This is a genomic window from Janthinobacterium sp. P210006, assembly GCF_036231885.1.
GTDB classification, from domain to species: domain Bacteria; phylum Pseudomonadota; class Gammaproteobacteria; order Burkholderiales; family Burkholderiaceae_D; genus Janthinobacterium; species Janthinobacterium violaceinigrum.
This window is the reverse complement of the sequence record NZ_JAZARD010000002.1, coordinates 766,674-781,732: the sequence shown is the minus strand read 5'-3', so window position 1 is coordinate 781,732 and position 15,059 is coordinate 766,674. Positions and strand designations below refer to the sequence as shown.

12 protein-coding genes are annotated in these 15,059 nt (G+C 60.0%); 2 read left to right on the top strand and 10 right to left on the bottom strand.

Annotated features, from left to right (window positions below; genetic code table 11):
- Positions 1 to 155: 155 nt before the first annotated feature.
- Both VPH41_RS11995 and VPH41_RS11990 read left to right on the top strand, forming a co-directional pair.
- Positions 156 to 845, top strand: coding sequence for a response regulator transcription factor (locus VPH41_RS11995; protein WP_328570175.1), 690 nt, complete (start codon positions 156 to 158; stop codon positions 843 to 845).
- Between the two features lie 219 nt (positions 846 to 1,064).
- Entirely contained in the window at positions 1,065 to 2,177 is a 1,113-nt protein-coding gene (locus tag VPH41_RS11990) for a hypothetical protein (protein ID WP_328570174.1), read from the top strand.
- On the opposite strand, the gene VPH41_RS11985 is transcribed toward VPH41_RS11990, so the two are convergent.
- The 10 genes from VPH41_RS11985 to VPH41_RS11940 form a co-directional block, all read right to left on the bottom strand.
- Positions 2,169 to 2,501, bottom strand: a complete 333-nt coding sequence (locus VPH41_RS11985) for a hypothetical protein (protein ID WP_328570173.1) — start codon at positions 2,499 to 2,501, stop codon at positions 2,169 to 2,171. The two genes, VPH41_RS11990 and VPH41_RS11985, sit on opposite strands and share 9 nt — an antisense overlap.
- 328 nt (positions 2,502 to 2,829) lie before the next feature.
- Positions 2,830 to 3,411 carry a PEP-CTERM sorting domain-containing protein gene (locus tag VPH41_RS11980; RefSeq protein ID WP_328570172.1) on the bottom strand — a complete coding sequence of 194 codons (582 nt, stop codon included), beginning with the start codon at positions 3,409 to 3,411 and terminating at the stop codon, positions 2,830 to 2,832.
- A 139-nt stretch (positions 3,412 to 3,550) separates the two neighbouring features.
- On the bottom strand, positions 3,551 to 4,225 hold the full coding sequence (locus tag VPH41_RS11975; protein WP_328570171.1) for a hypothetical protein: 675 nt from the start codon (positions 4,223 to 4,225) through the stop codon (positions 3,551 to 3,553).
- Positions 4,222 to 5,481: a hypothetical protein gene (locus VPH41_RS11970; protein ID WP_328570170.1), complete on the bottom strand. Its 1,260-nt coding sequence runs from the start codon at positions 5,479 to 5,481 to the stop codon at positions 4,222 to 4,224. The genes VPH41_RS11975 and VPH41_RS11970 overlap by 4 nt, the downstream gene beginning before the upstream one ends.
- Before the next feature lie 385 nt (positions 5,482 to 5,866).
- On the bottom strand, positions 5,867 to 7,030 hold the full coding sequence (locus VPH41_RS11965; protein ID WP_328570169.1) for an MFS transporter: 1,164 nt from the start codon (positions 7,028 to 7,030) through the stop codon (positions 5,867 to 5,869).
- A gap of 91 nt (positions 7,031 to 7,121) precedes the next feature.
- On the bottom strand, positions 7,122 to 7,703 hold the full coding sequence (vioE, locus tag VPH41_RS11960) for a violacein biosynthesis enzyme VioE (RefSeq protein WP_328570168.1): 582 nt from the start codon (positions 7,701 to 7,703) through the stop codon (positions 7,122 to 7,124).
- 9 nt (positions 7,704 to 7,712) lie between these two features.
- Positions 7,713 to 8,831, bottom strand: coding sequence for a tryptophan hydroxylase (locus tag VPH41_RS11955; RefSeq protein WP_328570167.1), 1,119 nt, complete (start codon positions 8,829 to 8,831; stop codon positions 7,713 to 7,715).
- Positions 8,831 to 10,120: an FAD-dependent oxidoreductase gene (locus tag VPH41_RS11950; RefSeq protein ID WP_328570166.1), complete on the bottom strand. Its 1,290-nt coding sequence runs from the start codon at positions 10,118 to 10,120 to the stop codon at positions 8,831 to 8,833. The genes VPH41_RS11955 and VPH41_RS11950 overlap by 1 nt, the downstream gene beginning before the upstream one ends.
- A gap of 1 nt (position 10,121) precedes the next feature.
- A complete protein-coding gene (gene vioB / locus VPH41_RS11945; RefSeq protein ID WP_328570165.1) occupies positions 10,122 to 13,139 on the bottom strand; it encodes an iminophenyl-pyruvate dimer synthase VioB in 3,018 nt (1,005 codons plus the stop codon).
- The gene (locus VPH41_RS11940) at positions 13,136 to 14,446 is read right to left on the bottom strand and encodes an FAD-dependent oxidoreductase (RefSeq protein WP_328570164.1); all 1,311 of its coding nucleotides are present in this window, start codon (positions 14,444 to 14,446) and stop codon (positions 13,136 to 13,138) included. Before VPH41_RS11940 ends, vioB begins: the two co-directional genes overlap by 4 nt.
- Between the last annotated feature and the right edge of the window lie 613 nt (positions 14,447 to 15,059).

Genomic DNA, 15,059 nt, shown 5'->3' with positions numbered 1-15,059 from the left:
TTGTCCTCCTTGTGCGTGGCGGTGGCGGTTTGTCGCCGTACGCCCCTGATATATACTGGCCATTATGCCGTGCCGCCGGCTACAGGCGCTTCGCGCGCGGATTAAAAATAGTTCATGTTGGGTCACCGCCTGGCGATTATGGAAAGAATCGAGCAATGCGTCTACTGGTAATCGAGGATGACCGCCGCTCGGCCCAGTACCTGGCGCGCGGCCTGGCCGAGAGCGGCCACGTGGCCGACCAGGTGGGCGATGCCGCGACGGGCCTGGCCATGGCGGGCGAAGGCATCTACGACGTGGTGATCGTCGACCGCCGCATGCCGGGCATGGACGGCATGGCGCTGCTGGCGCAGCTGCGCCAGCGCGACGCGCGCACGCCCGTGCTGATGGTCAGCGCCCTGGGCAGCACCGAGGAGCGGGTGGCGGGCCTGCGCGCCGGGGCGGACGATTACCTGGTCAAGCCGTACGCGTTTGCCGAAATGCTGGCCCGCCTCGAGGCGCTGGGGCGGCGCGGCGACGCGAGCCGGCGCCAGCCCGTACTGGAACTGGCGGGCCTGCGCATCGATACGGCCGGCCGCACGGCCCAGCGCGACGGGCGCGAGCTGGAACTGCAGCCGCGCGAATTCCTGCTGCTGGAACTGCTGATGCGCCGCGCCGGCCAGGTCGTCACGCGCGCCATGCTGCTGGAAGCGGCGTGGGACTACGATTTTGAACCGCGCGGCAATATCATCGACATGCACATGCACCGCCTGCGCCGCAAGGTCGACCACGGCCATGGGGAAGCACTGCTGCACACGGTGGCGGGCGCCGGCTACTGCCTGCGCCGCGCCATGCCGGGCGATACTTGATCTCTTCCGCCAGGTCGCATCCTGACTCTCTATCAGACAGGTGAATTTGCGGAAAACGTGAACACTGGCTGTATAAGTGTGGCAGATTATGCAATGATATTGCTTCGATTTACTTCTGGCCGCCCAAAAAAACCAAATAGCAAGTACGGATGCGCATGTTGACTGGGTTAGATAGCATCGGCACCCCAATATTCACCAAAGTCAGCCTCGAAAAGAAAAATGTTTGAATTATATTTTTTGTCAATTGCAGAGCGATTTTACGGGATAGCAATTCCAGGGATGATCGCCAGGACCGGTGTTGTATCCGAACGTACAATACGCAATTGGCTGAACGGGAAAGCTGTTTCAGGTGACCGGGAACGGGATGCTTTTGTTCGGCGCAGCATGTCATGGCTAGAAAAGGAATTGATTGCGGCTAAATGGCCGAAGGAGAAGCGCGAAGCTTACTTGTCCCAGATTGCGGAAAATTGTGGCGGGGCAAGTGCAATCATCCAAACTCTGCATTGGGGAAACCCGGACGGTTGCCCTGCCACACTAGATCTCTCGCGACGCATCGATGCGCTTTCACTTGCCCTAGGAGAGCAGCGGGAACGCAACGATATGGCCGGATTCGTGCAGCTCTTCCATACTGCCTGGCTGAAGGATGAGCACTTCAAGAATCCTGAACTTAAGCTCGGTCCCGCTGCTTTAAGGGAAAGTACGAATCACGCGACGCAGTGGGCTGATCTGGCAATGCCGACGGCTGTACTGTTGCTCAACCTCCAGTTACAGCTTCTCGCTACCCTCGATCATGAATTCAGCGCGCGCTATCTGCCTAAACTGGAACCCGTACCAGTCTTCCATGGACTATTTCCAGCCCGGACGGTGCGTAAAAGCGGCGGCCCACGCACACGTGGAAGGGTTAGGTTGCCTGTGCGCAAACTACTCGACATGATGGCATGCCTGCGCTATTACCGCATACATGGAAAATGGCCGGCACACATCCCGTCCGTTAGCGACTCGGCGATATGGATGGACGTGCTGCCGCCCACGCTCGTAAAGTGGCGCATGGGCCGCCAGTTCACGGTGAATGACTTTGACAGTGCTTGGCTACAAATGTTTAATCGGTTCCCTGAACATAGCCGCCCTTCACCGCCAGTGCCTCTTTTGTACGCCGCCGTGGTTTTGACACGCTTATTCGTGATCGGAAGTGTAGAAAAGAATAACCTGTCCATCGCAGAAGGCGGCGCAGAACTTTACCTCGAATGGTGGGCACGTCAACGCGAAACGTCAGAGACGCATCTCGGTGCGCAACGCGCCGGTGTAAAGACCTGGATGTCGGATTTACTTTGATTGTTTGTGGTGGGAATCCTGGCTTAGCGTTTCCCAGTTATCTGGGCGCTTATCGTGTCCACGCGCTGTCCAGAAACGTTCATTGTTGAGGTTAAGTTGTTGTTCCCGGTTGTGAATAGTCGTCGCATCCATGACAGTTTTCTTTGTGGCGGGAGTCGTGGGTTGCGCACTTTTCTGCCTGGATCCATCATTCTGCGCTGCCGATGACTTGGTGGCATTTATCTTTGGCTTCTGAACAGTGCGGATGACTGCCGCTGGTGGTGAGGACCTCCGATCCGTTGATTTTGCTACTGGGATCTTGCTGGCGACTGTTTTCTGGTTCATCATAGCTTCCTCAGGTTATCCGGCATGTGCCGTACAGAAGGAATTGTCGATGACCATGCAGCAGAATTAATTCCACTTTTCGGCAATTCAAGCATCACCTTGAACAATCGCATTGTGACAGTCATTGTCTCATTGGTGGCATATGAGGGATTTTGTCGCCGGACTAGACCAAATATGACAATTCGTAGTGGTCGCGTCATGCGGTAGGTGGTACATGAACTATGCGCATTGACACTGAGATTGCGCAGCGGTTTGGATGTCGGCATGGCGGACCTGACCCCGTCTCCGCGCAAAAAATGACGCCACCTCTTGGGTGGCTTTTCCAATTCTACGCCAGATTCTTGCTTCGCCGTACCATGAAACCCAGGAGGGCAAGGCCCGCCAGTAGCATGCCGTAGGTTTCTGGCTCAGGGACTGGTGTAACCGTGCCATCGTTGACGTTAAATGCTTGAATCAGCGTAGTGGCGTTGTTGGACGGGTTTCCCCAAAGAAAATGAATTTGGCCCGTGCCGGTGGGATTCAGCTGAGCATTACGCCACTCTACTCTAAAAGGAGTGCCGGAGAACGTAGCGGCGGCCAAGACATCTGGCCCAAAGAAGATCCACGTATAGTTGGGAAGTCTGTCGCCGTACCCGCCAGTGTTACCGTCCTCTGCTGGACCTCCTGCAGTAATGAGATTTCCGGTCAATAAGTTGCGGGCGATGTCCGTACTTGAAATATCTCCGGAGTACAGGACGGAAATATAGTCCGCGGCATAAGGCCCCGTTGGCGCTGTGTATCCGCTGAGATCGCCAGTTGCTGTGAAGGTAATGGAATGGGCCGTGTAGCTCACGTCCGTGATAACTGCAGTGGCCTGGGCAGTGCTGATTTGTGACGCGAGTAAGAAGAGTAAAGCAATGATTTTTTTCATAAGGTTCCAGAGCTTTCATTTTTAGTTGCTACAAAGGTAATCGACTGTTGTAATTATAATAATGAAAAATGTTGTTGTCGAGAATTATAAAAATGTTATTTTTCATCAAGGCGTTTCTGCGCGCAAGACAAGTGGATAGCTAAATCGCTTCGGAATCAGATAGTCCAGCACTCATCGAATAACGGCGTCCCGGTGCACCGGCAGGCTGGGACCAGGCCGAGCTGCCATGTTGCGCGCTGCCGATCACCCGCACTGGGCGATCTGCCTGCCGTGGTGTCGTACCGGCCCCGCGCGCTGAAGAGCTGGCCGTGCTGAACGCGGGCGCTTCCAGCACGCTGTGGGGGCAGGGCGCGACCAGGTTGCCTGTCAATCTGAGCGTCGAAGGCGCTGGAGACACTACATTTAGTAGGTCGAAAGCAAAAGTGTCAAAAAACACGGGGCTGAGACCGCCAGAAATACCGCCAAACACTACATCTAGTAGGTCGAAATGCAGAAAAGCCGCAATTAAGAGTGTGCCGGCGTGACTGGCCCCATGCTGATTCTGGTCGAGCAGCACGATGGGTCGACGGCCAGTTGCTGCAGTCTCATCATTCAGTTGCAGATACTCGTCTTGGTGCCGGTAACTGGCGGGCATACTGAAACGTACGGCGGGCATGCCGCCGCGATCCAGTCGCTGATCGGAACCGCCAAGCGCAAGTCTTTCCCATTGGCGCAAGTTACCTGGATCGCCTTTGGTGAGAGCGTCCTGGTTCAGGCCGAACTGTGATGGCGAAAGATCGGCAGCGGTCGGGCAATGAGCGATGACGAGTGTCACAGGTCCGTCGTTGCGCTTCCCTCGGGAATGACGAGTACAAAATCGTAGCCCTGAATCATGCCTTGGACACTGCTGTTTCCATTCGCCAGGGTTTTAGCCGATCCCAACAAGGGGCGCACGTCGAACAATGACCATTCCTTATGCTCGCTCGCCGCGGCGAAGAAGGGCATTACGCCAGCCATGGCGGACTTGGCATCGATTTTTTCGATTTCTGTTGAGGCCGACGCGCGTGCAATGCCGGCAAATTGCGCCTGCTGGCCTTTGGCTGCCAGCACCAACACATGCAGCGATTTTTGTCCGCGGCCTTCCGCATATTCAGCCAAATAGTTGCCGACCTCGCGGCTACCGGCACTCAGCGGGTTATAACCCCGGAATACATGAATGGCGCCCGCTTTCAGCAACATGCGCTGTGCAGGCGCAAGCGTCAAATGGCTGGCCACTTGCCGCTTCATTAGCCTGGCACGCTGTGTATTGGATAAATATCCTTGTCCCGGAGTCATGTTTTTGCTGTAAATGCTGCGACTTTCAATCAACGCATTTAACATCGCCAAGGCGGGCATGTCCTTGGGTGTCGTGAGCAGCTTCTGTAGCGCGAATAATTCTTCTTCCTTGATTTTCACCATAAAAAGTTCGCGCGGGTCTCCGTTCTTTGACGCGCGGTTATAGTCGTCGCTTTCAAGCTTGCGGAAGGCCTCGATTTTTGATTTCGCCAAAGGACCAAGCGGTTGCCCAGCCATCTGGTCGAGCAAGTATTTCGAAGCGCCCATGAGTTCCTGATCCATTCCCACCAATTGGAACGAGGGTCCAGCAGCTTTGGCGATACGGGCCAAGAATTGCGCCTCATCCTGCCATTTGTAAAAAGCAGTGGCGACCGGATAGGCCTTATTAAATGCTGCTATGCCAGCGACGCCAGTATCGGACTTCAACGTCTTTTCCAAAGCATCAGCAACAGCGGGCCCATTTTCGACAATCAGCGTCGTAAATCCTTGACTGGCCAATTCTTCAAAATACGCCGCTGAAAAATGCGCAATTTCTGCAATGCCATGGTCCTCGCCGATGAGCACGAATTGGCTTTCCAGACCCGCGTCCATCAATGCTGCCGCGCCGGAACCAACCATCTTTCCATGATCGATTGCGATCGTCGTGCGCAGGGCAGCCAGGCGATCTGGCAAAGATTGTGGCTGATCCGCCGACCATGCAGGCATGGCCAAGCTGGCCAGAATGACAGAAATAATTATGGAACGAGTTTTTCGCATTATTTTTCGCAAGAATTGTGTTCTGGTCGGCGATTTCAGTCGCGGTGTATCAGCATGCTACGTGTAATCAGGGGCGGCTGACCTTGAAGGATATTTTCCTTTTATGGATTTTCCATATTGGCGGGAATGAAGAATTTGCCAATGCTACGGTAAATCAGGTGACGCGACAACTATCCTGACACCGGAGGAGTTGATAATTTTTTGTAAATGGTCGTGTGACAGGACCCTGCCGCCATCCAGCAGACACCATGACCGTAGTACAGCGTAATGGGCGGGCCAAGCCTGATCACGAACTGCGCAAACCGGCTGACAGCCTGCCGGCCAACTGCCTGACGTGCAGATGACGGCAGCGGGCGGTTGGCAATGCCAACCGCGCCGCCAGTCGCTAATGCGACAGCACCGAATCGCGCGACCTGTGTCCCAGGTAGGGCAGCAAGCTGATCAGGCCAAGCACTGCCAGCGCGACACCGATCCACAGGGGCGCGCGCAGGCCGTAGCCGGCGGCGATGCCGAAGCCGCCGAGCCATGATCCGGCGCCCAGACCGATGTTGATGACGGAAGTGTGCACCGTGTTGACCAGCGGCCCTGGGTGGGCGGTCCGCATCACACGGGCGATGATGGCGGGATTCATCGACATGCCGACGAGGCCTGTGACGACCAGCAAAGCGACGCTGATGGTTTTGTCGTGCGCAAAGATGGCGAACAGTGCCAGGCTGATGCTCAGGATGACCATGCCCCAGACCATGATGACGGTGGTGTAGCGGTCTGCATAACGGCCGACCACGGCATTGCCCACCACGTTGGCGACGCCGTAGACGCCCAGCAGCCAGGGAATCGCGGAAGCCGGAAAGCCGGTAATTTCCGTCAGGATGGCCGCGAAGTAGCTGAACGCCGCAAAAATCGCGCCGATGATGAGGCCGCTGCTGGCATACGCTGCCCACAGGTGGCGGTTGCGGAATTCCCCCAGCTCGTTGCCCAGGCTGACGACGTCCGATGGCCTGGTGCGCGGCACCAGCACGGTGATGAGGGCCAGGCACAAGAGCGCCAGCAGTACCACCAGCCAGAAGCTGGCGCGCCATCCCAGGTGCTGGTCGATGAGCGTGGCGACGGGGACCCCCACCACGGACGCGAGCATGAGGCCGCCGATCACGACGGCAGCGGCGCGTCCGCGCGCGTTGGGGCTGACGATTTCGGCACAGATCGCCAGGGACAGGCCGAAGCAGGTGGAGGCGGCCACGCCCGTGACCACCCGCGCGATGGCCAGCATGTCATAGCTGGTGGCCGATGCGGCGACGGATTGGGCAACGATATAAAAGCCCAGCAGCCACAGCAGTCCCTTCTTGTTCGGCACGCGCAGCTTGAGCAGGGCGATGGTGCTCAGCGGGCCGCCGATGACCATGCCCATCGCGTACAGCGAGATCAGATAGCCGATCCGTGTTACCGGTTCGTCCATGGCCAGGGCCAGCGACGGCATCATGCCCGCCACCATGAATTCGGATGTCGTTAACGAGAAGATCGTCAACCCCAGAATGTAAACAACCAACGGCATATCAATATCCTTCAAGAGTAAAGACTAAAACCCTCGCCAGGCGTGGCGCGCGCCCTGGCCGCATGCGGCCCTTGCACGCGCCACGCCCTGGTCAGGTGTTGCAAGACGTAAAAACGCTGTCCGGAATGTCGCCGACAAACAGGTTGGGGAAGTCGCGCACGGACAGGTGCTGCGGGTCGTTGCCGGTTACCATGCGCAACAGGCGGTTGCCGCCGGCCTCCAGGTAAAAGACCGATGACGGCTTGCCTGTTCGCTCGACTACCCAGGCATCCGCCTCCTGGCCCAGCACGGTGTGGCGCCCGTCGTGGCGGGCACTGCCGTCAAGCAGCACCGCCTGCGGCAGGAACAGTGCATGGAACGGCGTGACTTCATCGGCCAGCGCCGTTGCCTGCAGCTGCTCGCCAGCTGCTTCCGCTTGCCTTGCGTACGCCACTTTCTGCTTGCGGCTTTGCTCGCGCCTGGCGTCGCCGATTTCCGACATCCACAGCAGGTGTCCACGGACCTTTTCCGGCCAGGGGTTGAACAGGCCGTCGATGCGGCAGATGTTGCGCGCATAGTCGAACCAGCAATAGCCGGACGTGACCTGGTCATCGTCCTGCATCGGTGTCCAGTAGGAGATGTAGGCGCTGCTCCATTGCATCGGCAGCAGCGGCGGGGCGACGTGTGTAGACATGGCGGCTCCCTAGCGGCCCAGCGCGTAGCCAAGGCTGGCCATCAGCGCTTCCTGTAGCGACGGCAAGTCCTTGCGGCGCGCGTCGAAGCTGGCAGTCAGCTCTGCATTGCTCAGTCCGATACGCTCGCCCACGCTTTCAAACCACAGGCGGCTGCTGTTGGCGTGGTCCTTGAACAATTGCATCAAGGGCACGGCGCAGGCATTGAAGCTGTCCAGGGCAGCGGCCGTGTCGGCTTCCGTATCGAGGATCTTGACCAGCAGCAGTGCTGCCACCACCGCCATGGTGGTGCCATGGCCGATGGAAAAATGGCCCGATTGCAGCGCATCGCCCAGCAGGACGAACTTGCCGTCGCCCGCCCGGTCGTGGCTGAGGGTCATGAAGTTGCGCCAGCCCTGTCCCGGTTGGCTGAGCAGTTCGTGCTCGCCGAGTTCGGCCTTGAAGGTCTTGGCGATATACGCGGCGGCATCGCGCTCGGAAAGCGCTTCCAGCCCGGCCTTGGCGTACGTTTCTTCGCTGCATTCGACGATAAAGGTGCTCATCGTGTCCGAATATTTGTAGGCATGGCCGATGAAAATGCCATGCGCATTGCTGCGGAACACCAGGTTCATCTGGTCGAACAGCTGGGTGGTGCCATACCAGATGTATTTGTTGCGGCCGAAATCGATGTGCGGCGCCAGCGCTGGCGTCAACTCCAGCGATTTGTAGTTGACGCCATTCGATACGACCACCAGGTCGTACTCGGCTTCCAGCTGCGCCGTGTCCGCCGGCGGCGTTTCGTAGCGGATGGCGATGCCGGCCGCCACGCACTTGGCGCGCAGGGCTTGCACCAGGGCCTGGCGCCCGACGCCGCACAGGGTAACGCCCGTGCTCATCAGGTTGGGCTGGTCGTGATGCACGAGCTTGAATTCTTCCAGGAACTGCGGATTGAGCCGTTCCGGCTGGTCAAGGTAAGAAAGCGGGTTGGCGGGATGGCGCGGCGGCCGTCCCGGCAGCACCACGCCCCAGCCCAGCACTTCTTCCGGGGTGTTTTTTTCCGTAATGCTGATATTCCAGGCGGGCTGGGCCTGTTTCATCTGGCTGGCGAAGAGCAGGCCAGCGGGGCCTGCGCCGATGACGAGAATGTTCATTAGTTGACCCTCCCAAGTTTGTACCAAACGTTTTGCTTCTTCTGGATTTGCTGCAGTTCATCGTAAGGAATCGATGTAAAGAACAATTTATCCGCCATGTCCGGCGGATAAATACGGGGGAATTTCTGGTGCATGAAGCGGTTGTAGCGCGTCTGCAGGAAGAAAATCAGGCTGGGGTTGCTCAGCGCTTCGTAGTTGGCGATCGCCATATCCTGCATGGCGTCCGCCTGCACCTTGCGCTGCTGCGTGAATTCGGCCAGGGTGGGAGCGAGCGCATTGCCGTGTTTTTCCAGCAACGTGGCGAAGATATAGCTGTCTTCCAGCGCCATGTTCATGCCCTGGCCGAGGAACGGGGCCGTGGCATGCGCCGCATCGCCGATCAGCAGGACATGGTCCTTGTAATGGAAGGTGCTGGAGCGGACATTGATGAGGTCATTGCTGGGCAGGGCGATAAACTGGTTCACCATCTCTTGCCGGCTGGCCGCCGGCAGCTTGTCGTAATAGCGGTCGAAGAAGGCCGCCATGGTTTCGCGGTTCAGCGTGTTCAAGCTGGGTGTGCCGGAGTAGGGCAGGCAAATGACGAAGCTGATGCTGCCGTTCGGGATGGTGGCTGCGCGGCCGGCAAACTGGCCCTTGGAATCCATGCCGAAGAAATACAGCAAATCCTTCCGGAAACCCAGCCCCTCCGCATCCGGCAGCACGAGGGTCTTGTAGCCATGGCGGAAGAAGCTCTGCTTGAACTCGAAGCGCCGCATGCCGCTCTGCATGGCGCGCCTCACTGCGGAATGGGCGCCGTCGGCACCGATGATCAGGTCGCCGTGCAGCTGCTGCACGGCACCGTCCGGACCCTGGATCAGCACGACTTTCCTTTCCAGGTCGACATCCAGGCATTTATGCTCAAAGTAGTATTTCACTTCGTGCCTGGCGGCATAGGTGTTTAACAGGCGCTGGAACGCGGACCGGTCCAGCGACAGCGGAAACAGGCCTTCGCGCAGGCTCAGTTCGCGCACCTTGAATTTGCCGCCGACGGAAAACGCCATGCCCAGAATACGTTCGCCGCACCGCTCCAGTTCCTGCCTGTCGATGCCGGCCGACAGCACTGCCTTGACGCCGCGCACGGTCATGGTGACGCCGATGGCGCGCGAGTTGACGGGATCGGCGGTTGCGGACGCTTTCTGCAGCGGATCGCCCCGTTTTTCGACGACGTGGACGTCGTGTCCCCGTTGCGCCAGATAAATGGCGCTAAGGCTACCTGCCAGTCCGCCGCCGACGATAATGATTTTATGCATTTCAGGCCTCTCTTGACATCTTTCCCCGAGATAAATCGGTTAGTTGCTGATTAAAAAACTCCAACATTTCTATCGGCGCCATGCCGATGACATCGCTCTCCAGGCTGCGCGCGTACTGCGCCAGCGCCAGGCATTTCTGCGCCAGCATGTCGCAGCCCTGGCTGTAGTCGCTGCTGACCCGGCTGTTGACGGGCTCGGGCACGGGCGGCCCCGCATGGCGGCCGGGCAGGCCGGACGGCATGTTCATCAGGGCGGCGGACAGGGGGCGCAACAGGCCGGTCATGATGTCGATGGACGCATTCATCAGGCGCGAGCGGCGCAGGCTGCCCAGCGGCTGCTGCGCGAAATGGTGGGCCATCAACAGGAAGGTCAGCTCGTAGCAGCCTTGGTACAGCTGCATCAGCGCGCGGGCCTTCCCATCGGTCACCACCGTGCAGTCCGCGCGCGCTTCGAGCACGGGATTCTTCAGCGCCGGCAGCGCCGGCTCGAAGGGCTTGCCGCAGGCGGAAAACCTGCCGGCGACGGCGCGCAGCCGCTGGAAGTGCGACGAGGCGAAATGCGGCGAATCGACGGCCACGCCTTCCCCCTGTTCGGTGACGAAGTCGATAGCGAACAGCGCGCTGTCGCGGCCGGACACTTCCAGCTGGTAGCCGGGATAGGCGCGGTTGGTCAGCTCCTTCAGGAACAGGTGGTGTTCGCCGCCTCGCTTGCCGCCGCCGCTGTCGAACAGGCCGGGCAGCTCGGCCAGGGCCCGGCGGATCGCGATGTAGAAGGTGGCAATGGACTTGCCGGGCGTGGGAATGTAGTCGGGCCATTCGAAACGCACGAAGCGGGCCAGCACGTGTTCGGAAAAAGGCTCGAATGCAAATTCCGTGTCCAGGCCGAATCGCTGGCGCGCCTGCTGGCCCAATACCGGGGTGCCGCTATGGAACGGTTCCCCAAGCGCCATCAGTACATTGTTCACTAGCAGGTAGTGAATCATTTCTTCATGGGCGATTTCCAGCAGCATGCCGCGCGTGCCGCTGTTGCGGCGCCGGTCGTCGGTGCCGCAGGCCAGTTCCAGCTCGGCCGGGAGCCAGCGGCCGGCCTGCACCAGCGCCGCTCCCTGCGCATAGTTGGGAATGGAATACGCGGCATACAGGTATTGCAGCATGAGCGACAGTTCCAGGTCGATGGCCTTCTTCAGCTCTTCGATCAATTCGGCCCTGCAGCCGATGACATGCGGCACGGTCGGTTCCGGCACCGCCGCCCTGGCCTTTGCCTCGACCTGCGTCAGGTATTTCAGGAACAGGCGCGACTTTGGCAGCGACAGTTCGCGCGTGCTGGGCATGTAATAGCTCTTGTCGCGGTTCTGCGGATCGCACATCTGCCACATCAGGCGCGAATACGTTTCGCACTTGCACTGGTCCGCCAGGCTGAAGACCTTGTCCGACATGAATGGATAGACGAGCTCGTAATAGCTCATCACGTGCCGGTACAGGAAGGCGTAATCGACCTGTTCGGCCGGCACGTCGTCCAGATGCCAGTCGTCGGGCAGCACGCGCACGCCGAGGTATTGTTTGTGCTTGCCTGTGCCCAGCGCGATGCGGGTCGCGCCCGGCTGGCGGCCCGTCAGGGTCAGTGCCGTGTAGCCATGCCCGAGCGGCGACGGCTGCTGCTCCACGGCAAGCAGCGCGCCGTCCTCGGCCTGTGCCGGCAGGGCCGCAGGCGCCGCCAGTTCGCCGCGGTAGCGGCTTTGCACGGTGATCGTCTGCGGAAAATCCTCGTGTTTTTTTGCGTTCGGCGCTTCCAGATACAGCTGGTTGCTGTCCGACTGCAGCACCCAGTCGGCCTCGTCCCACTGCGCCAGCGCGCTGCCCAGGCTGAGCGAACCCGAAGCCGCGCCGGCGTGCTGCAGCGGCACATCGAAGACGCCGTGGTGGCGCCAGTAATCGCGGTACAGCCGTTCGGGGATGCATGCCAGCAAGGTGCCGGCGCCGTCATGCAGCAGCAGGTCGCCCAGCGCCTGCTTGCCGCCCAGCGCGTGCGTGGGATGCTGTTCCGAGACGGCGCCCGCGTCGCGTGTGGTGAAGGGGATGGCGGTCGGCATGTTGAACGCAACGCGGTCCGCATGCACTTTCACCAGCACCGGCCCCAGGCTGCCCTGGCGCGGCTGCAGCAGGCGGCCGGACGGATAGGTGGCCAGCTCGTCGCGCCGCCACAGGCCGATGCTGCCGGCCAGGTCGTAGAACACGGGCGAGTCCGGTTTTTGCGGCGTCGACATATTGAACAGCGCGTATTGCACCGTCAGGCCCAGCACCTCGTCGTCGTCCAGCGCTTGCCGCAAGGCAAGCATGCTGGCCGGCAGCGGCAGGTCCCCATTGAACAGGAAATGCGGGTCTTGCTTTGCCACCGAAAACTGGAACAGCCTGGAGCGGCCAAATTCCTCGTCCAGGAAATGCCCGCTGCGTTCCGTGATGTGGCCGCTGCCGAGCCAGCGCACCGAGTGCGCCTGCCCGATGTCGGCCGTGAACAGCGTGGGCGTGTTGGGCGTGGCCAGCTTGTCGCTCAAGGTGAACTGGCCGGCGTAGATCAGCGTGGTGTCCGGCCGGGCGGGGTTGTTGTCGATCCACCTGGCGCGGTTGAAGGTCGTCCGCAGGTACTCGTTGTAGTGGCCCCACAGGGCCAGCTTGGCGCCCACCAGCGCATCCTGCGTATCGACCTCGCCATCGCGCAGCTGGATGCCCGTGATCCTCGCGTTTTCCCACGAGAAATGGTTGTTCCCGCAAAAATTATAGCCTGCCGCCTGGCTGAAGATACCTTCCGGATCGGGCTTGCCCTCCGCATTGAAGCGGGGGGCAAGCTGTTTCAGGTGCGCATGGAATTCGGCTGGCGGCCGGCTCAGGTCGACAGGCTCGCCCGCCATCGATACCGCATTCGTGGCGATATCGATGTTGCCGTGCGTATTGCGGTTCCCCGTCGGCACATTGGCGCGGGCAAATCCCCGAAAATGCAGGCGGGGGAAGTCAAGTAGGCTCATGCGCGCTCGGTCGAGGAAGTGATGAAGGTATCGTTGGCAGCGGCGACGTCTTCCAGTTGATCCAGCCGTTGCAGCAACAGGCCGCTGGCCTGCTTGGCGCTGATCAGGCTGCCTTCCATCCAGCCGCAATGCGCGGTATAGGCATCCGAGCAGGAAATGATGCCGTCCTGGTGCAGCAGTACGGCTGGGTGCTCGGCTTCCGGCTCCACGCAAAACTCGACGCCATGGGGCCAGAACTTGTGGAAGTGCGCCTTGATCGGCGGCAGCGGCTGGCCATCGAGCGGCAGGACCTCTTCCAGGTGGCGGCGGACACGCTCCAGGTACGCCGCTTCACCGAGTTCCAGGCTGTCGCGCCAGTAGGTGGCGCTTTTGCTGTCGTTGTAGAACAGCACATACTTGTCGCCCTTGAAGTAGATCTTGCGCAGGGGATTGGCCGCCATCAGCACCTTGTCGGTCAGCCCCAGCGCGTCCCACCAGGCCGTGTCGAACGTGAGGAATCCCTTGAACAGGGGCAGCGAGTCGTACTGGAACGGACTCCAGGCGTTCGGGAAATCCAGGTTCAGGCGCGGCATGGCGGACGGCGGGATGGTCATCACCAGATGGCGTGTCCGGTGCATATGCGTGTCGCCGTGGTGGTTGAAGGCGAGCACATGGTGGTCGTCGCCGGATTTCTCGACGGACAGCAAACGATGCTCGAGCCGGAATTCCACGCCGGCAGCCTGGGCCCGGTGCTGCAACTGGCAGAGCAGCTCGTGGTAGCCATCGGTGGCATAGCGCCACTGGTTGGCGGCATTTTCCGTAAAGTGCTGCGTTTCCGGGTGCTTCTTGATGATGTCGTAGGCCATGGCCGCCGACACCATCGGCAGCAGCAGGGCGTCATAGCCGGTCGCCTTGATGATGTGGGTGGCCTTGGCGGCGCCCAGGTAATGGCTGATGAACTCGAGGAAAGAGTCGTTCGGATGCTCCTTCAGCATCGGGCTCAGGCCATGCAGGGTTGCCTTCAGTTCTTCCAGCACGCTGTCGTGGGAAATGACCTCGGTGAACGGGTAGACCGCATGCGGCAATCCGCTGCCCTGCATCAGTTGCTGGAAATGCGGATGCAGCTGCGGCGAGTAGCGGGCGGCGCCGAGTTCGGCGATTTCCTCGCCATCGATTTTCCGCGACTGGATGCGGCCGCCGACGGTGGCATTCAGGTCGAATACCCGGATGCGCAGCTGCCTGTCGGCGGCGGCGTCGATCAGCCGGTTGGCACAAGTTAAGCCGCCGATGCCGGCGCCTACGATGCAAATGTCAGAATACGTGCTCATACGAAATTCCTTTTTAACGTTCATTAATCAAAAGCTGCAAAATCGCTAGCAAAAGTTTCCCCTGCACGTGTAGGCAAGGGAGGGGGGACGCTGCGTGTTACCGCACTTGGCGAGCGCTATCGGCTGGGGAATGAAGAGCCTGGCGAGAACTGGCGTTGTTTCTGGAATGGTCGATTCTTGGCCGCAGAGTTTCTGTTTCAAATCAAAGATGGCACCGACAGTAGCCCAGGCATCGGGCAGTCAATTTGATAAATATCAATGTAGTTGTCGTTTGCGGTGGCGCCGCTGTGGACGCGGCGATGCCTGCGGACCGCTTGTGCTGAAGTGCTGGATCGTGACGCTTGCCCGTGGCGCCGGCGTGATGGCGCGCCTGGCGTGGCGGCAAAGCGCGATTGCGCGGGGCAGTCTGCCGGGCCGTGGCAGCGGGGAAGGCGCGGGGAGTGGAAGGCGAAAGGCGGAACGCAGAATGTGGCGGGGCTTCTATTGCCACTGCTCCGGTCAGTCAGGCAGCAGTCATGGCGGGTGTTCCGCCGTGTGCCGGTGGCGGCAGGGCCGGCAACGGGGCTTGCCGCCATCGGCGGTGGGTTGGTCTACTTTTTGCTGTTATTTTTCA

Coding starts and splice junctions, on each gene's coding strand:
- VPH41_RS11995 (WP_328570175.1), top strand. CDS start 156: ATGCGTCTACTGGTAATCGAGGATGACCGCCGCTCGGCCCAGTACCTG.
- VPH41_RS11990 (WP_328570174.1), top strand. CDS start 1,065: ATGTTTGAATTATATTTTTTGTCAATTGCAGAGCGATTTTACGGGATA.
- VPH41_RS11985 (WP_328570173.1), bottom strand. CDS start 2,501: ATGAACCAGAAAACAGTCGCCAGCAAGATCCCAGTAGCAAAATCAACG.
- VPH41_RS11980 (WP_328570172.1), bottom strand. CDS start 3,411: ATGAAAAAAATCATTGCTTTACTCTTCTTACTCGCGTCACAAATCAGC.
- VPH41_RS11970 (WP_328570170.1), bottom strand. CDS start 5,481: ATGCGAAAAACTCGTTCCATAATTATTTCTGTCATTCTGGCCAGCTTG.
- VPH41_RS11965 (WP_328570169.1), bottom strand. CDS start 7,030: ATGCCGTTGGTTGTTTACATTCTGGGGTTGACGATCTTCTCGTTAACG.
- vioE (WP_328570168.1), bottom strand. CDS start 7,703: ATGTCTACACACGTCGCCCCGCCGCTGCTGCCGATGCAATGGAGCAGC.
- VPH41_RS11955 (WP_328570167.1), bottom strand. CDS start 8,831: ATGAACATTCTCGTCATCGGCGCAGGCCCCGCTGGCCTGCTCTTCGCC.
- VPH41_RS11950 (WP_328570166.1), bottom strand. CDS start 10,120: ATGCATAAAATCATTATCGTCGGCGGCGGACTGGCAGGTAGCCTTAGC.
- vioB (WP_328570165.1), bottom strand. CDS start 13,139: ATGAGCCTACTTGACTTCCCCCGCCTGCATTTTCGGGGATTTGCCCGC.
- VPH41_RS11940 (WP_328570164.1), bottom strand. CDS start 14,446: ATGAGCACGTATTCTGACATTTGCATCGTAGGCGCCGGCATCGGCGGC.